General features: G+C 65.7%; 17 protein-coding genes. 10 read left to right on the top strand and 7 right to left on the bottom strand.

Features of this window, described 5'->3' with window-relative positions; translation table 11 throughout:
• Window positions 1–18: 18 nt before the first annotated feature.
• From ACXAD2_RS11870 to cobA, 5 genes are read left to right on the top strand one after another with little or no spacing between them, the layout of a single operon-like run.
• Complete coding sequence (locus tag ACXAD2_RS11870) at window positions 19–1,701, top strand: ABC transporter ATP-binding protein (protein WP_066103663.1); 1,683 nt, start codon at window positions 19–21, stop codon at window positions 1,699–1,701.
• A gap of 5 nt (window positions 1,702–1,706) precedes the next feature.
• Window positions 1,707–4,142, top strand: coding sequence for a nitrite reductase large subunit NirB (gene nirB / locus ACXAD2_RS11865; RefSeq protein ID WP_475170119.1), 2,436 nt, complete (start codon window positions 1,707–1,709; stop codon window positions 4,140–4,142).
• Complete coding sequence (gene nirD / locus ACXAD2_RS11860) at window positions 4,139–4,471, top strand: nitrite reductase small subunit NirD (RefSeq protein ID WP_066103660.1); 333 nt, start codon at window positions 4,139–4,141, stop codon at window positions 4,469–4,471. The genes nirB and nirD overlap by 4 nt, the downstream gene beginning before the upstream one ends.
• Window positions 4,471–7,122 (top strand): molybdopterin-dependent oxidoreductase, encoded by a 2,652-nt coding sequence (locus ACXAD2_RS11855; protein ID WP_475174851.1) that lies wholly within the window; start codon window positions 4,471–4,473, stop codon window positions 7,120–7,122. The genes nirD and ACXAD2_RS11855 overlap by 1 nt, the downstream gene beginning before the upstream one ends.
• Before the next feature lie 10 nt (window positions 7,123–7,132).
• The gene (cobA, locus tag ACXAD2_RS11850; protein WP_475170116.1) at window positions 7,133–7,936 is read left to right on the top strand and encodes a uroporphyrinogen-III C-methyltransferase; all 804 of its coding nucleotides are present in this window, start codon (window positions 7,133–7,135) and stop codon (window positions 7,934–7,936) included.
• A 33-nt stretch (window positions 7,937–7,969) separates the two neighbouring features.
• Here cobA and ACXAD2_RS11845 read toward each other — a convergent pair whose 3' ends face one another.
• From ACXAD2_RS11845 to ACXAD2_RS11825, 5 genes are all read right to left on the bottom strand, one after another.
• Window positions 7,970–8,608, bottom strand: coding sequence for an aspartate/glutamate racemase family protein (locus ACXAD2_RS11845; RefSeq protein ID WP_475170113.1), 639 nt, complete (start codon window positions 8,606–8,608; stop codon window positions 7,970–7,972).
• Window positions 8,608–9,447 (bottom strand): ABC transporter permease, encoded by an 840-nt coding sequence (locus tag ACXAD2_RS11840; protein ID WP_066103652.1) that lies wholly within the window; start codon window positions 9,445–9,447, stop codon window positions 8,608–8,610. The genes ACXAD2_RS11845 and ACXAD2_RS11840 overlap by 1 nt, the downstream gene beginning before the upstream one ends.
• A gap of 3 nt (window positions 9,448–9,450) precedes the next feature.
• Entirely contained in the window at window positions 9,451–10,314 is an 864-nt protein-coding gene (locus tag ACXAD2_RS11835; RefSeq protein ID WP_224905900.1) for an ABC transporter permease, read from the bottom strand.
• Window positions 10,315–10,430: 116 nt separating this feature from the next.
• Window positions 10,431–11,696, bottom strand: coding sequence for an ABC transporter substrate-binding protein (locus ACXAD2_RS11830; RefSeq protein WP_475170111.1), 1,266 nt, complete (start codon window positions 11,694–11,696; stop codon window positions 10,431–10,433).
• Window positions 11,697–11,762: 66 nt separating this feature from the next.
• The gene (locus tag ACXAD2_RS11825) at window positions 11,763–12,746 is read right to left on the bottom strand and encodes an ABC transporter ATP-binding protein (protein ID WP_066103646.1); all 984 of its coding nucleotides are present in this window, start codon (window positions 12,744–12,746) and stop codon (window positions 11,763–11,765) included.
• 263 nt (window positions 12,747–13,009) lie between these two features.
• Between ACXAD2_RS11825 and ACXAD2_RS11820 the strand changes: the two genes are divergently transcribed.
• The 4 genes from ACXAD2_RS11820 to ACXAD2_RS11805 are packed head-to-tail and all read left to right on the top strand — an operon-like array spanning window position 13,010 to window position 16,788.
• A complete protein-coding gene (locus ACXAD2_RS11820) occupies window positions 13,010–13,723 on the top strand; it encodes a GntR family transcriptional regulator (protein WP_475170109.1) in 714 nt (237 codons plus the stop codon).
• The gene (locus ACXAD2_RS11815; RefSeq protein WP_475170107.1) at window positions 13,720–14,547 is read left to right on the top strand and encodes a GNAT family N-acetyltransferase; all 828 of its coding nucleotides are present in this window, start codon (window positions 13,720–13,722) and stop codon (window positions 14,545–14,547) included. Before ACXAD2_RS11820 ends, ACXAD2_RS11815 begins: the two co-directional genes overlap by 4 nt.
• 40 nt (window positions 14,548–14,587) lie before the next feature.
• The gene (locus ACXAD2_RS11810) at window positions 14,588–15,265 is read left to right on the top strand and encodes an SDR family NAD(P)-dependent oxidoreductase (RefSeq protein WP_475170105.1); all 678 of its coding nucleotides are present in this window, start codon (window positions 14,588–14,590) and stop codon (window positions 15,263–15,265) included.
• A complete protein-coding gene (locus tag ACXAD2_RS11805; RefSeq protein WP_475170103.1) occupies window positions 15,262–16,788 on the top strand; it encodes a cryptochrome/photolyase family protein in 1,527 nt (508 codons plus the stop codon). The genes ACXAD2_RS11810 and ACXAD2_RS11805 overlap by 4 nt, the downstream gene beginning before the upstream one ends.
• A gap of 127 nt (window positions 16,789–16,915) precedes the next feature.
• Here ACXAD2_RS11805 and ACXAD2_RS11800 read toward each other — a convergent pair whose 3' ends face one another.
• Both ACXAD2_RS11800 and ACXAD2_RS11795 read right to left on the bottom strand, forming a co-directional pair.
• A complete protein-coding gene (locus ACXAD2_RS11800; RefSeq protein WP_164179956.1) occupies window positions 16,916–17,131 on the bottom strand; it encodes a hypervirulence associated TUDOR domain-containing protein in 216 nt (71 codons plus the stop codon).
• Between the two features lie 59 nt (window positions 17,132–17,190).
• Entirely contained in the window at window positions 17,191–18,717 is a 1,527-nt protein-coding gene (locus ACXAD2_RS11795) for an MORN repeat-containing protein (protein WP_475170101.1), read from the bottom strand.
• A gap of 180 nt (window positions 18,718–18,897) precedes the next feature.
• On the opposite strand from ACXAD2_RS11795, the gene ACXAD2_RS11790 reads away from it, so the two are divergent.
• Complete coding sequence (locus ACXAD2_RS11790; RefSeq protein WP_475170098.1) at window positions 18,898–20,556, top strand: NAD+ synthase; 1,659 nt, start codon at window positions 18,898–18,900, stop codon at window positions 20,554–20,556.
• Window positions 20,557–20,562 lie beyond the last annotated feature (6 nt).

Raw genomic sequence — 20,562 nt, 5'->3', positions numbered from 1 at the left:
AGCGCGAAAGGAAATGCGATGAGCATCCTAGAGTTCCAGAACGTCTCGAAAAGCTTCGGCGAGGGCACGCAAGCGACCCATGTGCTGAAGGACATCAACCTCTCGGTGGAAGAAGGCGAGTTCCTCGTGATCCTCGGCTTCTCCGGCACCGGCAAGACCACGCTGATCAACCTGATGGCCGGGCTCGAAAAGCCCACGAAGGGCCGCGTCACCTTCAAGGGGTTCGACATCGAGGGCCCCGGCCCCGAGCGCGGCGTGATCTTCCAGAACTACTCGCTGATGCCGTGGCTGACGGTCGAGGGCAATGTGCGCCTCGCGCTCGACGCGGTCTTCCCCGAGATGACCAAGAACGAGAAGACCCGCAAGACCCGCCACTACATCAAGATGGTCGGTCTGAGCCACGCCATCCACCGCCGCCCGGCGGAACTGTCGGGGGGCATGCGCCAGCGCGTCAACGTCGCCCGTGCGCTCGCCATGTCGCCCGAGGTGCTGCTGCTCGACGAGCCGCTGTCGGCGCTCGACGCGCTGACCCGCGCCAACCTCGCCGACGAGATCGAGGCGATCTGGGAGCAGGACAAGAAAACCTGCGTGCTGATCACCAATGACGTCGACGAGGCGATCACCCTCGCCGACCGGATCATCGCGCTGAACCCCGATGGCACGCTCGGCGCAGAGTTCCGCGTCGACATTCCCCGCCCGCGCGAACGCAGCGAGATGAACCACCACGAGGGGTTCAAGAAGCTGCGCGCCGAGGTCACCGGCTACCTCATGGACGTCGGCATCAAGGGCAAGGTCGAAGGCTCGCGCATCCTGCCCAACGTCACCCCGATCCACGCCGTGCCCGCCGCCGTGCAGCAGGCGCAGGAGGGGCTGATCGAAGAGCGCTTCCTCGACTTCAGCCAGCTCCACAAGATCTACCCCACGCCGAAGGGTCCGCTCACGGTGGTCGAGGACTTCAACCTCAAGATCAACCGCGGCGAGTTCATCTCGCTGATCGGTCACTCGGGCTGCGGCAAGTCCACCGTGCTGACCATGGCCGCGGGGCTGAACGGCATCTCCAAGGGCGCGATCAAGCTCGATGGCCGGCACGTCGAGGGCGCCGATCCCGAGCGCGCCGTGGTGTTCCAATCGCCGAACCTCTTCCCGTGGCTCACCGCCCGCGAGAACTGCGCCATCGGTGTCGACAAGGTCTACCCCAAGGCCAGCCAAGCCGAGCGTCAGGACGTGGTGGAATATTACCTCGAGCGGGTCGGCCTTGCCGATGCCATGGACCGCGGCGCCGCCGATATGTCCAACGGCATGAAGCAGCGCGTCGGCATCGCCCGCGCCTTCGCCCTCTCGCCCAAGCTGCTGCTGCTCGACGAGCCCTTCGGCATGCTCGACAGCCTCACCCGCTGGGAGCTTCAGGAGGTTCTCATGGAGGTCTGGTCCCGCACCAAGGTCACCGCGATCTGCGTCACCCATGACGTCGACGAGGCGATCCTTCTGGCCGACCGCGTTGTGATGATGACCAACGGCCCGCAGGCCACCATCGGCAAGATCACCGATGTGAACCTGCCCCGCCCGCGCACCCGCAAGGCGCTGCTCGAGCATCCCGATTATTACGCCTACCGCCAAGAGGTGCTCGATTTCCTCGAAGAATACGAGCACGGCGCCAAGCCCAAACCCAAAGCCGCCCCCGCGGCGCTTGCAGCGGAGTGACCGAGATGGCGAAGAAACTCATCGTGATCGGTGCCGGCATGGCCTCTGGCCGCATGCTGGAACATCTGATCGACGCCAGCCCCGAAGCCTATGACATCACCCTTTTCAACGCCGAGCCGCGCGGCAACTACAACCGCCTGATGCTGTCGCCGGTTCTGTCGGGCGAGAAGACCTACGAAGAGATCGTCACCCATGACGCCGCTTGGTACGAAGAGCGCGGCGTGACCTGCCGCTTCGGCGAAAAGGTCGTGGCGATCGACACCGAGAAGAAGGTCGTGACCGGCGAAAAGGGCGCCCTGCCCTACAACAAGCTGGTCATCGCCACCGGCTCGAACCCGTTCATCATCCCGCTTCCGGGTCACGATCTGGAGGGGGTGATCCCCTACCGCGATCTCGAGGACACGGAGGCGATGATGGCCCTCGGCGCAGGCAAGCGCGCGGTGGTCATCGGCGGCGGTCTTCTGGGGCTGGAAGCCGCCGCCGGCATGGCTGCACGCGGCACCGAGGTCGACGTGGTGCACATCATGGGCCACCTGATGGAGCGTCAGCTTGACGAGGCGGCGGGCTACCTGCTGCGCAAGTCTCTGGTCGACAAGGGCATCCGCATCCACTGCAAGGCCAACTCCAAACAGATCCTCGCCGATGAGAACGGCCATGTCCGCGCCCTGCAACTCGACGACGGAACCGAACTCCCGTGCGATCTGCTGGTCATGGCGGTGGGCATCCGCCCCAGCACCGCGCTCGGCAAGGAGGCGGGTCTCGAGGTGAACCGCGGCATTGTCGTCGATGATCACATGATCACCTCGAACCCCGATGTTCTGGCGCTTGGCGAATGCGTCGAGCACGCCGGAGCGATCTTCGGCCTCGTCGCGCCGCTCTACGATCAGGCCAAAGTGCTCGCCAAGACCCTGCTCGGCGAGGAGGCCCGCTTCGTGCAGAAGGAGGTCGCCACCAAGCTCAAGGTCACCGGCTGCGATCTCTTCTCGGCGGGCGATTTTGCCGAAGGTGAGGGCCGCGAGGACATCGTCTTCCGCGACCCGGCGCGCGGCGTCTACAAGCGCCTGATCCTCGAAGGGAACCGCCTGATCGGCGCGGTCATGTATGGCGACACCGCCGACGGCGCGTGGTTCCACGGGCTCATCAAGGACGGTGAGTGCGTCGAGGAGATGCGCGAGACCCTGATCTTCGGACCGGCCTACCAAGGGGGGGCCGCTGCGGACCCTATGGCGGCCGTTGCAGCCTTACCGCGTGACGCGGAGATCTGCGGCTGTAACGGCGTCTGCAAGGGACAGATCGAAGACGCAATCAACGCCGGTGCCGGAGACCTCGGCGCGGTGCGGGCCAAGACCAAGGCCAGCGCCTCCTGCGGCACCTGCACCGGGCTGGTGGAACAGATCCTTGCCGTGACGCTGGGCGATGACTTCGTCATTCCCGCCGCGCAATCGGTCTGCGGCTGTACCGACCTCAGCCATGAGGACGTGCGCCGCCTGATCAAATCGCAGGAGCTGAAAAGCCAGGAAGCGGTTTGGCAGGAACTGGGCTGGACCACCCGCAACGGCTGCCATGTGTGCCGCCCGGCGGTGAACTTCTACCTGCTCGCCGACTGGCCGCTCGACTATGTGGACGACCCGCAAAGCCGCTTTGTCAACGAGCGCAACCACGCCAACATCCAGAAGGATGGCACCTATTCGGTGATGCCTCGCATGTGGGGCGGCATGACCACGCCGCAGGAACTGATGGCAATCGCGCAGGCGGCCGAGAAATACGGCGCCACCGTGAAAGTCACCGGCGGTCAGCGCATCGACCTTCTGGGCGTGAAAAAGGAAGATCTGCCCGCCATCTGGCACGATCTGAACGAAGCTGGCATGGTCTCGGGCCACGCCTACACCAAGGGTCTGCGCACGGTGAAAACCTGCGTCGGTTCCGAATGGTGCCGCTTCGGCACGCAGGACAGCACCGGGCTCGGCATCGCGCTCGAGCGGCGGCTCTGGGGCTCTTGGACGCCGCATAAGGTCAAGCTTGGCGTCTCTGGCTGCCCGCGCAACTGCGCCGAAGCCACCTGCAAGGATGTGGGCATCGTCTGCGTCGACAGCGGCTTCCAGATCGGCGTTGCCGGGGCCGCGGGCATGGACGTGAAAGAGACCGAGCGTCTGGTCGACGTGCCCACCGAGGAAGAGGCGATCGAATGGACCGTCGCCTTCGTGCAGCTTTACCGCGAGCACGCCAAATATCTCGACCGGCCCTACAAATGGGTCGCCAAGGTCGGGCTCGACTGGGTGAAGGAGACCCTCGCCGACGCCGCCGAACGGCAGGCGCTGGTGGAGCGTTTCGACCTCTCCCAGTCCGTCTACCAAAAAGACCCATGGGCCGAGCGGGCCAAGCCGGAGGTGGCACGCCGCTTCCACCCGCTCGCCGATCTCACGCTGGAGGCTGCGGAATGAGCTGGATCGACATCGGACATATCGACGACGTTCCCCTGCGCGGGGCGCGGCTGGTGAAAACCCCGGTGGGCTGCGTGGCGATCTTCCGCACCGCCGAGGCCGAAGTCTTTGCCGCCTCCAACAGTTGCCCGCATAAGGCCGGGCCGCTGTCCGAGGGCATCGTGCACGGCCAGAAGGTCACCTGCCCGCTGCACAACTGGGTGTTCGATCTGAACACCGGCGAGGCGCAGGGCGCCGACGAGGGCCGCATCGCCACCTATCCGGTGCGCCTCGAAGGCGAGCGCATCCTGCTCGATGGCGTCGCCGTCGGAAAGAGGAGTGCCGCGTGATGGACGGAACGGGCCTGCCTGAGATTCGCTCGACCTGCGCCTACTGCGGCGTTGGCTGCGGCGTGTTGCTGCGCCCTGACGGGGCGGGCGGGCTCGATGTGCGCGGCGACCCCGCGCACCCTGCAAACAAGGGGCGCCTCTGCTCCAAGGGCTCGCAGCTGGGCGAGACGCTGGGCCTCGAGGGGAGATTGCTCTCGCCTCGTGTCAACGGGATCGAGACGGGTTGGGACGCCGCGCTCGATCTCGTTGCCCTGCGTTTTCGCGAAACCATCGCCGAGCACGGGCCGGACAGCGTGGCCTTCTACGTCTCGGGGCAGCTGCTGACCGAGGATTACTACGTCGCCAACAAGCTGATGAAAGGCTACATCGGCTCGGCCAATATCGACACCAATTCGCGGCTCTGCATGGCCTCGACCGTGGCGGGGCACAAGCGCGCCTTCGGCACCGACACCGTGCCCGGCACCTATGAGGATCTCGAAGAGGCCGATCTGGTGGTTCTGGTGGGCAGCAACCTCGCATGGTGCCACCCGGTCCTGTATCAGCGCGTCGTTGCCGCCAAAAAGGCCCGCCCGACCCTGAAGGTCGTGGTTGTCGATCCGCGCCGAACCGCCACCTGCGACATCGCCGATCTGCACCTGCCGCTGAAGGCCGGCACCGATGTGGCGCTGTTCAACGGGTTGCTGACCGAGATCGCGGCGCAAGGTGCGGCGGATGCGGCCTTCATGGCGCATGTCGAGGGCTTCGATGCCACGCTCGAGAGCGCCTCGGACGATGATCCCGCGCGCACCGGCCTCGACGCCGCGACGCTGCGCAAGTTCTACGATCTGTTTGTGCGGACCGAGAAGGTCGTCACCGTCTTTAGCCAAGGTGTGAACCAATCCTCCTCGGGCACCGATAAGGTGAACTCCATCCTCAACTGCCACCTCGCCACCGGGCGCATCGGGCAGCCGGGCATGGGGCCGCTTTCTGTCACCGGCCAGCCCAATGCCATGGGCGGGCGCGAGGTGGGCGGTCTGGCCAATATGCTGGCCTGCCATCTCGATATCGAGAATGTTTCCCATCGCTCGGCGGTGCGTGAGTTCTGGTCCTCGCCGACGATCCCCGAGACGCCCGGCCTCAAAGCTGTCGACCTGTTCCAAGCCGTGGGCGAGGGCAAGATCAAGGCGCTGTGGGTGATCCATACCAACCCCGCCGTGACCATGCCCGATGCCGACCGCGTGCGCGATGCCATCAAGGACTGCCCCTTCGTGGTGGTCAGCGACATCACCGCCGCAACCGACACCGCGCGGCTTGCGCATGTGCTGTTGCCCGCCGCCGCATGGGGCGAGAAAGAAGGCACCGTCACCAATTCCGACCGCACCATCTCGCGCCAGCGCGCCGCCCTGCCCGCGCCCGGTGAGGCGAAGCCTGACTGGGAAATCCTCTCGGAAGTGGGAAAGCGCATGGGCTGGCTGCAGGGGTTCGACTATGCCTCCCCCGCCGAGATCTTTCGCGAATACGCCGCGCTTTCGGGGATCGCGGGCGGCTTTGGCAAGGATTTCGACATCTCCGGCCACGCCGGTCTCACCGATGGCGAGTATCATGCGCTGGCGCCATTCCGCTGGCCCTTTGCCGGGGCGCGCAAGGGTGGGCGCTTCTTCGGAAGCGGCGCTTTTTACACCGAAAGTGGCCGCGCCCGCATGGTGCCGGTGAAGTGGAAGGACTTCGCCAATAAGACCGCGCCGCGCTTCCCCTTCCGCTTCAACACCGGGCGCATCCGCGACCAGTGGCACACGATGACCCGCACCGGCCGCTCGCCGCGCCTGTCTGCGCATCTGGCCGAGCCCTTCGTGGAAATCCACCCGTCCGACGCCGCCGCATTGGCCATCACCCCCGCAAGCCTCGTGCGCGTCACCTCGCCCAAGGGCACCGCCTTGCTGCGCGCCTTGGTCACCGACAAAGTGCACAAGGGCGAGGTCTTCGCCCCCATGCATTGGACCGGCGAGACCGCGCCCGCCGCACGGGTGGATGCGCTTGTGCCCCCCGTCACCGACCCGATCTCGGGCCAGCCCGAGAGCAAGGGCGCTGTGGTCGCGCTCGCGCCCTTCGAGGCGCGCTGGTACGGCTTTGCCGTCTCCTGCACCGAGATGGCGCCCAATAGCGACTACTGGGCGCTCGCACGCACCCACAGCGGCTGGCAGGTGGAAATGGCAGGCAGCACCGTCCCCGCCGATTGGGAAGCCGAGGCGCGCCGCCTGTTCGATCTGCCCCGCGCCGAGGCGCAGGTGGTTCACGATCCGCGCCGCGGCAGCGTCCGCATCGCCTTCCATTCCGAGGGCCGGCTTCTGGCCGCACTCTTCGTCTCGCCCGAGCCGGTAGTGGTGATGCGCAGCCATGTGGCGTCGCTGCCCGGAGAAGAGGCGCCGCATGTGCTCACCGGCCGCGCGCCCGCGGATCAGCCCGATCCGGGCCCGGTGGTCTGCGCCTGTTTCAACGTCGGGGTGAACACCATCCTCAGCGCCATCGAAACGCAGGGCCTGATGAACGTCGACGCCATTGGCGCGGCGCTGCAGGCCGGCACCAACTGTGGCTCCTGCCGCCCCGAATTGGCCGCGCTTCTGGCCCGCGCCAAATCCCCCGCGCCCGAAGTCTCTCCCGAAGCCGCAGAATGAGGATCCCGAGATGAGCGTTCTTCCCAGCTTTCCGATCGCCGCGCCGCACGAAATGCCGGCCAAGGGCTCCATCGCGCTGGTCGGTGCCGGGCCGGGTGCGGCGGACCTGCTGACCCTGCGCGCCGCCGCGCGGCTGCGCACGGCGGATGTGATCTTTTACGACCGGCTGGTCGATCCCGAGGTGCTGGCCATGGCGGGACCGACGACGGAACTGGTCTTTGTCGGCAAAGAGGTCGGCGCGCATTCCTGGCCGCAGGAGCAGATCAACGCGGTGATCGTTGCCGCCGCCCTGCGCGGGCAAAAGGTGGTGCGGCTGAAGTCCGGCGATCCGGGCATCTTTGGGCGCGCCGCTGAGGAGCTGGAAGCGGCGAGGATGCACGGCATCGAGGTCGAGATCGTGCCCGGCGTCACCGCCGCCATGGCCGCCGCCGCGCATGCGGGCATGCCGCTGACGACGCGCGGCGAGACCGACGCGCTGGTGCTGGCCACCGGCCATGCGCGCGAGGGCGACCCCATGCCCGACTGCGCACGTCACGCCAAGCCCGGTGTCACGCTGGCGCTCTACATGGCGGTCGGCCAGTCGGCGCGGATCACCACCTCGCTGCTCGAGACCGGGATGCCCGAGGATGCGCCGCTGACCATCGCGGTCGAAGTGTCCAAACCCGGCGAGCGGATGATCACTGGGCGGCTCGTGGACCTTCCGGCGCTGCTCGTGCAGCACAAGGTGAAGGGCTGCGCGGCGATCATCGCAAGCTGGCCGAAGATGGCGAAACCCGGGGTGGCGCTGGACGCGACGGCGAAAGCCCTGGCTTGAGCCACCCGTCTACCGCTGCACTCACGATCCCGCTCAGAGCGCCGTGATCAGCCGCGCTGCGCTTTCCACCCCGTCGAGGATCGGCTTGTCGAAGCGGCTCCGCAGATGCGCCGTCAGCTTGGCCATGCCCGCGCAACCAAGGATCACGCAATCCACGCCGTCGCCGGCCATCGCGCGGGCAGTCTCCACCGCCACCGCCTCGGTGGCCTTGTCCGGATCTTCTTCGAGCGCCAGCACCGGCACATCCGAGGCGCGGACCTTGCCCATGAGATGCTCGAACCCGTAGCCGATGATGTTGCCTTCGATGATCGGCACCGAGATCGGCAGCGTGGTGACCACCGAAAAGCTCCAGCCGCGCAGCGCGGCGATATGATAGGCCGCCTGACCGATGCCGATCACCGGCACCTTCGAGCGCGCCTGCGCGTCCTCCAGCGCGGTGTCGTCGAAACAGGCGATGATGATGCCCTCGAACCCGTCGGCATTGGCCTTGTCGATCAGCTCCAGCAGCGACGGCGCGGCTTTCAGACCATCCTCATGCCCCTGAATGGCAGGCGGGCCGCCCGTGTTGGTCCAGCCTTCCAGCGTCACCCCCGGCACAGCGGCGCGGGCGACCTCCAGCATGCCCTCGGTCATCGCGGCGGTGCTGTTGGGGTTGATGATCACATAGGCCATCAGACCATTCCCTTGCCGGCGTCGGACCCCTGCTTGGCGCGGCGCTTGTTCATCGACCAGACGGTCAGCAGAAACACCCCGATGATCACCAGCGAAAAGGCGGTGGTCAGCGTGCCCAAGGCAAAGATCACCGGCGTGGTGACATTGGTGGTCATGCCGTAAATCTCGAGCGGCAGCGTGTTGTAGCTGCCCGCGGTCAGCAGGGTGCGGGCGAACTCGTCGTAGCTGAGTGTAAAGCCAAAGAGCGCGACGCCGATCAGCGAGGGGGCGATGATCGGCAACACCACATGCTGCAGGGTCTGCCAGTTGGTCGCGCCCTGATCGCGGGCGGCCTCTTCGAAGGATTTGTCGAAGCGGTTGAACACGGCGAACATGATCAGCAGGCCAAAGGGCAGCGTCCATGTCAGCTGCGAGCCGAAGCCGGAGCTGGCCCAGTGGATCGGCAGGCCAAGCTGGCTGAAGATCAGCCCGACGCCCAGCGACACGAGGATCGACGGGATCACCAGCGAGGTGATCACCAGATAGAACAGCACCGCGTTGCCGGCAAAACGCTTGCGGAACGCCAGACCGCCCGCCACCGAGACCACCACCGTGGTGACCATCACCAGCAGGCCAAGCGCAAAGCTGCGCCGGAAGCTGCCCCAGATGTCGCCCACCGCCTGCTGCTCGAAGAGATCGAAGAACCAATGCAGCGAGACGCCGCGCATCGGGAAGGTGAGGCCGCCCTGCGGCCCCTGAAAGCTCAGGATCGCGATGGTGAAGGTCGGCCCGTAGAGGAACAGCAGGAACAGCACGAAGAAGGCGCCGAGCACGTAGAAGGAGCGGGGACGGGATTCCATGGATCAGAGCTCCTTGCGGATGTCGACGAAGCGCAGAAGGATGCCGATGACCATCAGCACGGTGATCAGCAGCACCACCGCCGTGGCCGAGGCCGAGGGATATTGCAGCAGCGCGATATCGTTCTGGATGAGGCGGCCGACGTTGGCCGATTGCGAGCCTGACATGAAGCGCACCGTAACGAAGTCGCCCATCACCAATGTGACAACGAAGATCGTGCCGATCATGATGCCCGGCTTGCACAGCGGGATGATCACGTTGGTCAGCGTCTGAAAGCCCGAGGCGCCGCCGTCATAGGCCGCTTCGATCAGCGATTTGTCGATGCGCATCATGGTGTTGAAGATCGGCACCACCATGAACAGCGTATAAAGATGCACGAAGGCGAGGATCACCGAGAAATCCGAATAGAGCAGCCATTCCAGCGGCTCGTCGGTGATGCCCGCCGAAATCAGCGCCGAGTTGGCCAGCCCGTTGCGCCCCAGAAAGGGGATCCACGAGATCATCCGAATGATGTTCGAGGTCCAGAACGGGATGGTGCAAAGCAGGAAGAGCGCGATCTGCCACGTCTGCGTGCGCACATGGAAGGCGAGGAAATAGGCCACCGTGAAGCCGATCAGCAAGGTGCAGGCCCAGACGATCAGCGCGTATTTGATCGTGTTGCCAAACACCCGGTAGGTCACCGGCGAGCCGAACAGGAAATCGTAGTTCTCCCAGCTGAACGCCGGGATGATCGAAAACTCCGTCGCCTGCCAAAAGCTCACCACGACGATCATCGCGATGGGCAGCACGAGGAAGAAGATCAGCACGAGGGTCAGGGGCGAGGCCAGCAGCCAGCCGGTCAGATGTCGGTTGTTTTCGCCAGCGCGCATGCGGCCTCCGGTCTTTGTGTGGTGCGGCGCACCGCATCAGGGTGCCGCGCCCCGGGCACATCCGGGGCGCGGCGATCTCGGTCAGGACCAAGGTGTCACGGTCAGACCCGAGAGGATCAGGCTGCGATGAACTCGTTCCACTTGCGGACCATGTACTGGTTCTCGTCCATGACGGCATTCCAGCAGGCCACCGAGCCCATGCGCTCTTCGAACGAGCCGCCGTCGCGCACTTCACCGGCCTGCGCCATGGCGTCGCCGAACGGGTTGGTGATGGTGTCGGTGGCTTCCTTGCCCTCGAACCAATAGCCCCACTCGTTTTCGGACATGAAGTTCTTGGAGGTTTCCGGAACCGCCGAGTAATAGCCCTGACGCATCAGGAAGCCGCCGACCCAGCCGTCGAGGTACCAGTTGATGTACTCATAGGCCGCATCCAGCTCGAGTCCCGAGAGGTTCTTCGACAGACCGATGCCGCCGCCCCACGAACGGTAGCCTTCTTTCAGCGGCTGGTAGACGCAATCGATGCCGCGCGATTTCACCGCGGTGATCGCGGGCGACCACATGGACTGGATCACCACCTCGCCCGAGGCCATCAGGTTGACGCTCTCGTCGAAGGTCTTCCAGAAGGCGCGGAACTGACCGGCGCGCTTGGCTTCGGTGAAGATCGCCATGGTCTTGTCGATCTCTTCACGGGTCATGTTGCCCTTGTCGCCATAGGCGATCTCGCCCATCGCTTCGCAGACCATGGCGGCGTCCATGATGCCGATCGACGAGATGTCGAGGATCGAGGCCTTGCCCTTGAACTCGGGGTTCAGCAGCTCGGCCCAGGTCTCGATCGGACGGCCGATCAGGTCGGGGCGGATGCCCAGCGTGTCGGCGTTGTAGATCGTCGGGATGAGGGTCATCCAGTTGGTCTGCTGGTCGGCAAAGGTGGTGCCATCGGGACCGTCGGTGAAGCCCACGGTGTGCGGCGCGGTGCCCTGCGCGATGGTCAACTCGGGGGTCAGCTTGCCGTCTTTGAAGATGCCGACGATCTTGTCGTAGTTCTTGATCTTGCTGACATCCATGGCTTGCAGGTTGCCGGTCGGCCAGACCTTCTTACAGATCCAGTATTCGATGTCGGCGATGTCGAAGCTGCCCGGCTGGGTGGCGGCGCGCTGGGTGACGGCGTCGGAGTCGAGCGCGGTCATCTCGAGCGTGAAGCCGAGGTCTTCCTTCACCTTCTGCGCCACCTCGTTGAGGTTCGACACGCCGGTGCCGAACTGGCGCAGGGTGACATCCTTGATGTTCTGGGCCCAGATCATCGGCGCCGGGAAGGCGGTTGCCGCACCGGCAGCAGCAGCGCCTTTCAGAAGGCCGCGGCGGCTGAGTTTCTTCGTCGTCATGTCCTAACTCCCTGTGTTGGACTTGTCTTGACCGGACCTTTTCGGCCCTTGTTCACCCCGGCCCCTTCAGGCCGAAAGCGGATGCAGCGCCTGGTCGTCCCAGACCAGGCCCACCCCGTCGCCGGGGGATTTCGGATCAGAGAAGAATTGCTCTTCGGGCACCCAGGCGGTGACGTCCTGATCGCCCGCGGCAAGCACGGTGACCGCTACATGCGCCCCCTGAAACTCTACCGAGGTGACGCGGCCATCCAGCTTGGCGCCCTGCTGCGGCGCGATGCGCGTCAGGTCGTTGCGGATTGCGAAATGGCCCTGCGGCAGCGCCAGCACATTGTGCCCGCCCATGAACCGCGCGACAAACTCGGTCTTGGGGCTGTTGAACACCTCGCGGGCCGGACCCGCCTGTTCGATCACCGCGTTGTTCATCACCACGATCTCATCAGCCAGCGCCAGCGCCTCGTCCTGCCCGTGGGTGACATGCACGAAGGTGATGCCAAGCTCGCGCTGCAGGCGCTTGAGCTCGGCGCGCATGCGGATGCGCAGGAACGGATCGAGCGCCGAAAGCGGCTCGTCGAGCAGCAGGATCTGCGGCTCGGTGATCAGCGCGCGGGCCAGCGCCACGCGCTGCTGCTGACCGCCCGAAAGCTGCGACGGCAGGCGCTCGGCAAATTGGGTCATGTCGACCAGCGCGAGCATCTCCATCGCCTTCTTGCGGCGGGTGGCGGCGTCGGTGCCCTTCATCTTGAGGCTGAAGGCGACATTGTCCGCCACCGAAAGATGCGGGAACAGCGCGTAGCTCTGGAACATCATCGCCGTGCCGCGCTTGGCCGGGGGAAGATGCGAGATGTCGCTGCCGCCCAGCACGATCGCGCCGTCGCTGACCGTCTCATGCCCGGCGATCATCCGCAGGGTCGAGGATTTGCCGCAGCCCGAAGGCCCCAGAAGGCAGGCATAGACGCCGGACCCGAAGTGATGGTTGATCGCGTCGACCGCGACGGTATCGCCGTAGCGCTTGGTCAGGCCGACGAGTTCGAGATCGAGTCCTTGGCGCATATGTCCCCCGTAGATCCGCGTGTGTCCGCAGCTTGAGTGCTGACCGATCCTGTCCCCGGCGCTCGTAAAAAACGAAGCGCGGGCAACGTTGCGGCAGGGCAAATTCTTCGTGACGCTGAAATTTTCACCAAAAATCCCCCATCGTGTGCACTTTTTGATTTCAGATTGTGTACGATCTTACGAAGTTCTACATGCAATCCCCTGGCTGCTTGTGCCTCCGGCACGGCTCGGAAAGATTGGTGATCCAAAGGGGAGAGGCCGCGATGACAGCGAAAGAGGCCGCGCCAGCGGGGCGCGGGAAGGGCTCCAAAGGATCGAAGGCGCGGGCCGTGGCCGATGCGCTGACCCTTGCCGTGCACGAGCACCGGCTGGCACCGGGACTGAAGCTGAACGAGGATGAGGTCGGCGAGATCTTCGGCGTGGGCCGCACGATCGTGCGCTCGGCGCTGCAGATGCTGGCGCATGACCAGCTTGTCACCATCGAGCCCAACCGCGGCGCCTTTGTTGCGGCACCATCGATTCGCGAGGCGCGCGAGGTGTTCGAGGCCCGTGCCCTGCTCGAGCCGCGCACCGCCCGCTCTGCCGCCGAGCGCATGACCCCCGAGGATGCGGCAAGGCTGCGACGTCACAACGCCGAGGAACATGCGGCGCTCGATCGCGGTGAATATGGCACTGCAGTACGGCTCTCGGGTGAGTTTCATATCGAGATCGCGCGCATCGCCGACCAGTCGACCATCGCGGATTTCATCACCCAGCTGATTGCCCGTTCGTCGCTGGTGATCGCACTCTACTGGCGCAGACCCAACGCAATGTGCGAAACTCATGCACATGAGGCGCTGCTCACCGCTCTGGAGGAGGGCGATGGCGCCACGGCGGAGGAGCTGATGAAAGGGCACCTATTGGACCTGCTGTCCTCACTCGACCTGCGCGAGGCTCCGGCCACACCGCAAAGCCTGCGCGAGGCGCTACGGCCATGATGCTGCGCACGATGACCAAGGCCGATCTCGGCCACGCGCTCGACTGGGCGGCCAAGGAGGGCTGGAACCCGGGCCTCGAGGATCTCGATCCTTTTTACGCGGCGGACCCCGAAGGCTTTTTCTGCGCCGAGCTTGGCGGCAACATGGCCGCGGCGATCTCGGTGGTGAACCATACCGACAGCCTTGCCTTCCTCGGGCTCTATCTCTGCGCCCCGGCCTACCGCGGGCAGGGCATCGCCCATGCGCTCTGGCTGCACGCTATGAAACATGCCGGCACCCGCACCATCGGGCTCGACGGCGTGCCCGCGCAGCAAGAGAACTACCGCAAGTCCGGCTTCGTTCTGGCCGGGCAGACGAAACGCTTTGCCGGGCGGCTGAGCCGCGGCCCCGGCAAGGGTGTGCAGTGCGCCGCCGCCGACGAGCATGCCGCGCTGATCGCCATGGAGGCCAAGGCCTGTGGCTACGCCAAACCCCGGTTCACCGCCGCTTGGCTGGAACCGGCGCAGACCCGTTTCACGCTAGTGCATCGCGAGGCCGGGAAGCCGAACGGCTTTCTCACGCTGCGGGGCTGCCACGAGGGCTGGAAGATCGGGCCGCTCTGCGCGCCCGACCTGCCGGTGGCGCAGGCGCTGCTCGAGGCCGCCGCGGCGCATACCGGCGAAGATCAGGTGATGATCGACCTGCCCGCCGAATCCGCCGCGCTGGCGGCGCATTGCCTTGCCATGGGGATGCAGCCGGTGTTCCACACCGCCCGCATGTATCGCGGTCCGGCGCCGCTTGCCGGACGCGGCCAGAACGCGGTGGGCACGCTGGAACTGGGCTGACCCGCTTGCCGATGGCCGCGCCGCCGCTATTTCGGCGGACATGACCGGAACTCAGGAACGCGCAATCGTCATAGGATCGAGCGGCGGCATCGGCAGCGCCCTTGCCGCGGCTCTGGAGGTGCGCGGCACCGAGGTCACGCGGCTGTCGCGCCGCGAGCATGGGCTCGACGTCACCGACGAGGCCTCGGTCGAACGGCACCTCGGCGCGTTGGAGGGCAGCTTCGATCTGATCCTCGTCGCCACCGGCGCGCTGTGCTCCGAGGGGGCGGCCCCGGAGAAGACCCTGAAATCGCTCGACCCGGCGCAGATGATGCAGCAGATGGCGATCAATGCGCTCGGCCCGGCGCTGATGCTGAAACACGCCATGCGCCTGCTGCCAAGGGACCGCCGCGCGGTCTTTGCCGCGCTCTCGGCCCGCGTCGGCTCGATCGGCGACAACCGGCTGGGCGGCTGGTATTCCTACCGCGCCTCCAAGGCGGCGCTGAACCAGATGATCCGCACCGCCTCGGTGGAACTGGCGCGCACGCACAAGCAATTGGCCTGCGTCGCGCTGCATCCGGGCACCGTCGCCACGCCCTTTACCGCCGAATACCTTGGCCGCCACCCCGCCGTGCCGCCCGAAGAGGCTGCGCACAACCTGCTGTCGGTGCTGGACGGGCTCGGCCCCGAAGAGACCGGGCGCTTTTTCGACTGGGCAGGCAAGGAGGTCGCGTGGTGAGCCGTCTGGTGCTGGTGCTGGGCGACCAGCTTTCGGAGGATCTGATCGCCCTGCGCCGCGCCGACAAGGCGACCGACGTGGTGGTCATGGCCGAGGTCGCCGCCGAGACCGATTACACCGCCCACCACCCCAAGAAGATCGCGCTGATCTTCGCCGCCATGCGCAAATTCGCCGCCCATCTGCGCAAAGAAGGCTGGGAGGTCCGCTACACCCAGCTTGACGACACCGAGAACGCAGGCTCGATCCCCGGCGAGTTGCTGCGCCGCGCCGAAGAGACCGGCGCCACCGAGGTTCTGGCCACCGAGCCGGGCGAGTGGCGGCTGATCGAGGCTTTGCGCGACACGCCGCTGGACATCACCCTGCTGGAGGACGACCGCTTTCTCGCCTCCCACGCCGAGTTCGAGGATTGGGCCAAGGGGCGCAAGGCGCTGCGGATGGAGTATTTCTATCGCGAGATGCGCCGCAAGACCGGGCTGCTGATGGACGGCGACAAGCCCGAGGGCGGCGACTGGAATTACGACAGCGAGAACCGCAAGCCGCCGCCCGACGGCATCGGCCACGGCGGTCCGATGAGCTTTACCCCCGATGAGACCGTGGAAGAGGTGCTCGATCTCGTCGAGGCGCGGTTTCCCAAGAACTTCGGCACGCTACGCCCCTTTCATTTCGCCACCGACCGCGGGCAGGCCAAGCGCGCGCTGGCGCATTTCATCCGCCACGCGCTGCCCGAGTTCGGTGCCTATCAGGATGCCATGCTGGACGGGCATAAATACCTCAACCACGCGCTGGTCTCGCCCTACATCAACATCGGGCTGCTCTCTGCGCTGGAAGTCTGCGAGGCGGCGGCGGAGGCCTATCGCGCGGGCGACGCGCCGCTCAATTCGGTCGAGGGCTTCATCCGCCAGATCATCGGCTGGCGCGAATACGTGCGCGGCATCTATTTCCACGAGGGGCCTGAGTATCCGCACCGCAACCGCCTCAACCAGCAGCGCGCGCTGCCGCCGCTCTATTGGGGTGCCGAGACCAAGATGCGCTGTCTGTCGAAAGCCGTCGAGCAGACGCGCGACGAGGCCTATGCCCATCACATCCAGCGGCTGATGGTGACCGGGAATTTCGCACTGATTGCCGGGATCGACCCGGCGGAGGTGCATGAGTGGTATCTGTCGGTTTACGCCGATGCCTTCGAATGGGTCGAAGCGCCCAACACCGTGGGCATGAGCCAGTTCGCCGACGGCGGGGTGATCGCCTCGAAGCCCTATGTCTCGTCAGGCGCCTATATCGACCGCATGTCGGACTATTGCGGGCAGTGCGCCTACAAGGTGAAACAAAAGACCGGCGAAGGCGCCTGCCCGTTCAACCTGCTCTATTGGCACTTTCTGACCCGGCACCGCGAGAGGTTCGAGAACAACCCTCGCATGGGCAATATGTACCGCACATGGGACCGGATGGACGAAGCGAAGCGCGAGACGGTTCTGGCCGAGGCCGAAGCGTTTTTGAAGCGGCTGTCGGCTGGCGAGACGGTCTGACCCCGCCGGACATGTGAGCCCAGCGCCGCGCCGGGCGGTGAGGGCGGGATGTGCGTATTTGGAAAGAGAAGAAGATGGACGGGGGCGCGCTGGGAAGGTCCCCGCGCAGCCGCGAGCTTGCGCGGGGTCAGGTTTTTTCCAGCTCGCTTTCCAGCTTCAGAACGCGGCCGCCGTCGTCCTGCTCGATCAGGAAGGCCGGCGCATCCGACGAGCCGTTGCGGGTGATCTTCTCGCCCGAGATTTGCCGGGTCACCTTGCGCTCGAAGCGCTCGGCGATCTTGCCGGTGGCGCTGCCCGCGCCCCAGTTCCACTTCACGATCTCTCCGACCTGAAAGCTGCTCATCGTGTCGTCTCCCTTGCTTGACGCAGGGAAAACACCCGGGAGCCCGGGGATGTTCCGTCTCAGTCGGTCGCGGGCTCTTCGGTGGGCTCGGCGGCGGGCTCTTCGGCTGCCGCCTCCGGCGCCTCGTCGGCGGCACCTTCGTCCGGTGCCGCATCCGCTGGCGTCTCGCTGTCCTGCACCGGGGTGTCGGTGGTCAGCACGCCGTTGACCCATTCGCCGGTGCTCTGCTCGCCGGTGCCATAGCGCATGGTGCCCTCGCCCTGCCGTTTGCCGCCCGCGAAATGCCCCTCGTAGACATCGCCATTGGCATAGGTCGCGACGCCCTCACCCTCGATCTCGCCATCGACCCATGCGCCCTCGTAGCTGAAACCGTCGGGCATGGTGATCTTGCCCTGCCCGTGGCGCTGGCCGTCGCGGAAGGCACCGGTATAGACCGTGCCGTCGGGATAGGTGGCCGTGCCTTCGCCATGGCGCTGACCGTCCTGCCAGTCGCCCTCGTAGCGGTAACCGTCGGGGTAGGTCATCACGCCCGTCCCGTCGTTGCGGGCGTTCTTGAAGCTGCCCTCGTAGACCAGCCCGTTGGCGTAGCGCGCGATGCCCGCGCCTTCGATCACCCCGTCGACCCAGTCGCCTTCATAGGTCGAGCCGTCGGGATAGGTGATCTTGCCCCGGCCATTCGCGAGATCGCCGAGGAAGGCGCCCTCGTAGATCGAACCGTCGGGATAGGTGACCTTGCCCTGCCCCTCGATCTGGCCCGAAACCCAGTCGCCCTCGTAGCGGTAGCCATCCTCGCCGATAAAGGTGCCGGTGCCCTGCCGCTGGTCGTTGTCGAACTGGCCCTCGTAGATGTCGCCATTGGCATAGGTCACCTTGCCCTGCCCTTCGCGGCGGCCGTCCACAAGTTCGCCCTCGTAGATGTCGCCATTGGGCTGGGTGAGCTTGCCGACGCCGTCGATCTGCCCCTCGCGCCATGTGCCCTCGTAGATCAGCCCGTCGGGCATGGTCAGCTTGCCTTGACCGTCACGCAGCCCATTGGCCACGCGCCCCTCGTAGACCGAGCCGTCGGGATAGGCGATCTCGGCATTGCCCTGTTTGACGCCGTTCACCCAATCGCCCTCGTAGCGATAGCCATTGGGGCCGGTCATCACACCGCGCCCATGGTGCAGCGCATTGCGGAAAGACCCTTCGTAGCGCATGCCGTTGGCATATTGCATGACGCCCTTGCCGGTGATCTTGCCGTCGAGCCAAGACCCCTCGTAGGTGCCGCCATCGGCAAAGACGATGCGGCCAATGCCCTCGGGCTTGCCCTTGGCGAACTGTCCCTCATAGACCGACCCATTGGGGAAGCGCGCGACGCCCTCGCCGCGGATCTCGCCTTCGACCCAAGCGCCGGTGTACTCATAGCCGTTGGGCATGCGGTAAGTGCCCGTGCCGTGCTGCAGACCGCCCTGGAAGGTGCCCTCATAGACCCCGCCGTCGTCATATTGCTTGGTCTGCACCTCGCCATCCTCGACCTGCGCGAGCGCGGGATATGTCAGCGCGCCGATGGCCGCCGCCGTGAGGATGGTTCTGCCTGAAAGCTTCATGCGAAATCCCTGCCGGACCTTTGCCGGATGCCTGTTGTTTTCCGCCGAAAATCGGCCCCTCTGCCGCCGCGAAACTAAACAACACCCCCTTGGCTGACAATCTCTTTTGCCCTCAGCTTCTTCCCCTCGGGCGTGGTTCTGCTATGTGGGCACGCGGATGTGACCGAAAGGATGGGGCTCATGGCCGACCGTTTCCGCCTGACCATCGCGCAGCTGAACCCGACCGTGGGCGATCTTGCAGGCAATGCCGCCAAGGCAAAGGATGCCTGGGAGAAGGGCCGCGACGCCGGGGCCCAGCTTGTTGCCCTGCCCGAGATGTTCATCGCTGGCTACAACGCGCAGGATCTGCCGAAGAAACACGCCTTCACGCTGGACTGCATGGAGGTGGCGAAGACGCTGGCCGAGGCCTGCGCCGACGGGCCCGCGCTGGCGATCGGCTGCCCGTGGATCGAGGGCACCGAGCTTTACAACGCCTATCTCATCTGCCGCGGCGGACGGATCGTCACCCATGTGTTCAAGCACCACCTGCCGAACTATGGCGTCTTCGACGAGGTGCGGGTCTTCGACAGCGGTGCCATCGGCGGCCCCTACGCGGTGGGCAACGTGCGCATCGGCTCGCCGATCTGCGAGGACGCATGGTACGAGGATGTTGCCGAGACCCACGCCGAGACCGGGGCCGAGTTCCTGCTGGTGCCCAACGGTTCGCCCTACCGCCGCAACAAGCACGAGACCCGGCTCAACAAGATGGTCGCCCGCGTGGTCGAGACCGGCCTGCCGCTGATCTACCTCAATATGGTGGGCGGTCAGGACGACCAGATCTTCGACGGCGGCTCCTTTGTGCTGAATCCCGGCGGACAGGCGGCGCTGCAACTGCCGGTCTTCGAGGAAGAGATCGCACAGGTCGATTTGGTGCGCACCCCCGAGGGATGGCGCGCCGAGGATGGGCGCTTCGTGCAGCACCCGGACGACATGGAGCAGGACTACCACGCCATGGTGCTCAGCTTGCGCGACTATTGCCGCAAGACCGGCTTCGGCAAGGTGCTGCTGGGCATGTCCGGCGGCATCGACTCGGCGCTGGTGGCGACCATCGCCACCGATGCGCTCGGGGCCGAGAACGTGCGCTGCGTGATGCTGCCGTCGGAATACACCTCCGAGCATTCGCTGGAGGATGCCAAGGCCTGCGCCACCAACCTCGGCTGCCACTATGATTTCGTGCCGATCGCCGAAGGGCGCGAGGCGATCACCAACACGCTGGCCCCGCTCTTTGCCGGGCGCGATGCCGATCTCACCGAAGAGAACATCCAGTCGCGCCTGCGTGGGCTGCTGCTGATGGCGCTGAGCAACAAATTCGGTGAGATGCTGCTGACCACCGGCAACAAGTCCGAGGTCGCGGTGGGCTATGCCACGATCTACGGCGACATGGCGGGCGGCTACAATCCGATCAAGGATCTCTACAAGACTCGCGTCTTCGCCATCTGCCGCTGGCGCAACGAGAACCAGCGCCCGTGGATGAACGGCCCCGACGGCGAGGTGATCCCCGAGCGGATCATCACCAAGCCGCCTTCGGCCGAACTGCGCGAGGACCAGAAGGACAGCGACAGCCTGCCCGACTACCCGGTGCTGGACGGCATTCTAGAGATTCTCGTGGACCGCGATGGCTCGATCGCTGATTGCGTCGCAGCGGGCTATGACCGCGCCGATGCAAAGAAGGTCGAGCATCTGCTCTACATCTCGGAATACAAACGCTTCCAAGCCGCTCCGGGCGCGCGCCTGTCGCAAAAGGCTTTCTGGCTCGACCGGCGCTATCCCATCGCCAACCGCTGGCGCGACAACGGCTGATACGGC

The organism is Salipiger sp. ABN3_019 (assembly GCF_056158605.1).
The sequence above is the reverse complement of the archived record's forward strand: the minus strand, read 5'-3'. Positions and strand labels throughout refer to the sequence as shown.

What these genes read in the sequence shown, in the direction of transcription:
- ACXAD2_RS11870 (WP_066103663.1), top strand. Translation starts at nt 19, where the DNA reads ATGAGCATCCTAGAGTTCCAGAACGTCTCGAAAAGCTTCGGCGAGGGC.
- nirB (WP_475170119.1), top strand. Translation starts at nt 1,707, where the DNA reads ATGGCGAAGAAACTCATCGTGATCGGTGCCGGCATGGCCTCTGGCCGC.
- nirD (WP_066103660.1), top strand. Translation starts at nt 4,139, where the DNA reads ATGAGCTGGATCGACATCGGACATATCGACGACGTTCCCCTGCGCGGG.
- ACXAD2_RS11855 (WP_475174851.1), top strand. Translation starts at nt 4,471, where the DNA reads ATGGACGGAACGGGCCTGCCTGAGATTCGCTCGACCTGCGCCTACTGC.
- cobA (WP_475170116.1), top strand. Translation starts at nt 7,133, where the DNA reads ATGAGCGTTCTTCCCAGCTTTCCGATCGCCGCGCCGCACGAAATGCCG.
- ACXAD2_RS11845 (WP_475170113.1), bottom strand. Translation starts at nt 8,608, where the DNA reads ATGGCCTATGTGATCATCAACCCCAACAGCACCGCCGCGATGACCGAG.
- ACXAD2_RS11840 (WP_066103652.1), bottom strand. Translation starts at nt 9,447, where the DNA reads ATGGAATCCCGTCCCCGCTCCTTCTACGTGCTCGGCGCCTTCTTCGTG.
- ACXAD2_RS11835 (WP_224905900.1), bottom strand. Translation starts at nt 10,314, where the DNA reads ATGCGCGCTGGCGAAAACAACCGACATCTGACCGGCTGGCTGCTGGCC.
- ACXAD2_RS11830 (WP_475170111.1), bottom strand. Translation starts at nt 11,696, where the DNA reads ATGACGACGAAGAAACTCAGCCGCCGCGGCCTTCTGAAAGGCGCTGCT.
- ACXAD2_RS11825 (WP_066103646.1), bottom strand. Translation starts at nt 12,746, where the DNA reads ATGCGCCAAGGACTCGATCTCGAACTCGTCGGCCTGACCAAGCGCTAC.
- ACXAD2_RS11820 (WP_475170109.1), top strand. Translation starts at nt 13,010, where the DNA reads ATGACAGCGAAAGAGGCCGCGCCAGCGGGGCGCGGGAAGGGCTCCAAA.
- ACXAD2_RS11815 (WP_475170107.1), top strand. Translation starts at nt 13,720, where the DNA reads ATGATGCTGCGCACGATGACCAAGGCCGATCTCGGCCACGCGCTCGAC.
- ACXAD2_RS11810 (WP_475170105.1), top strand. Translation starts at nt 14,588, where the DNA reads ATGACCGGAACTCAGGAACGCGCAATCGTCATAGGATCGAGCGGCGGC.
- ACXAD2_RS11800 (WP_164179956.1), bottom strand. Translation starts at nt 17,131, where the DNA reads ATGAGCAGCTTTCAGGTCGGAGAGATCGTGAAGTGGAACTGGGGCGCG.
- ACXAD2_RS11795 (WP_475170101.1), bottom strand. Translation starts at nt 18,717, where the DNA reads ATGAAGCTTTCAGGCAGAACCATCCTCACGGCGGCGGCCATCGGCGCG.
- ACXAD2_RS11790 (WP_475170098.1), top strand. Translation starts at nt 18,898, where the DNA reads ATGGCCGACCGTTTCCGCCTGACCATCGCGCAGCTGAACCCGACCGTG.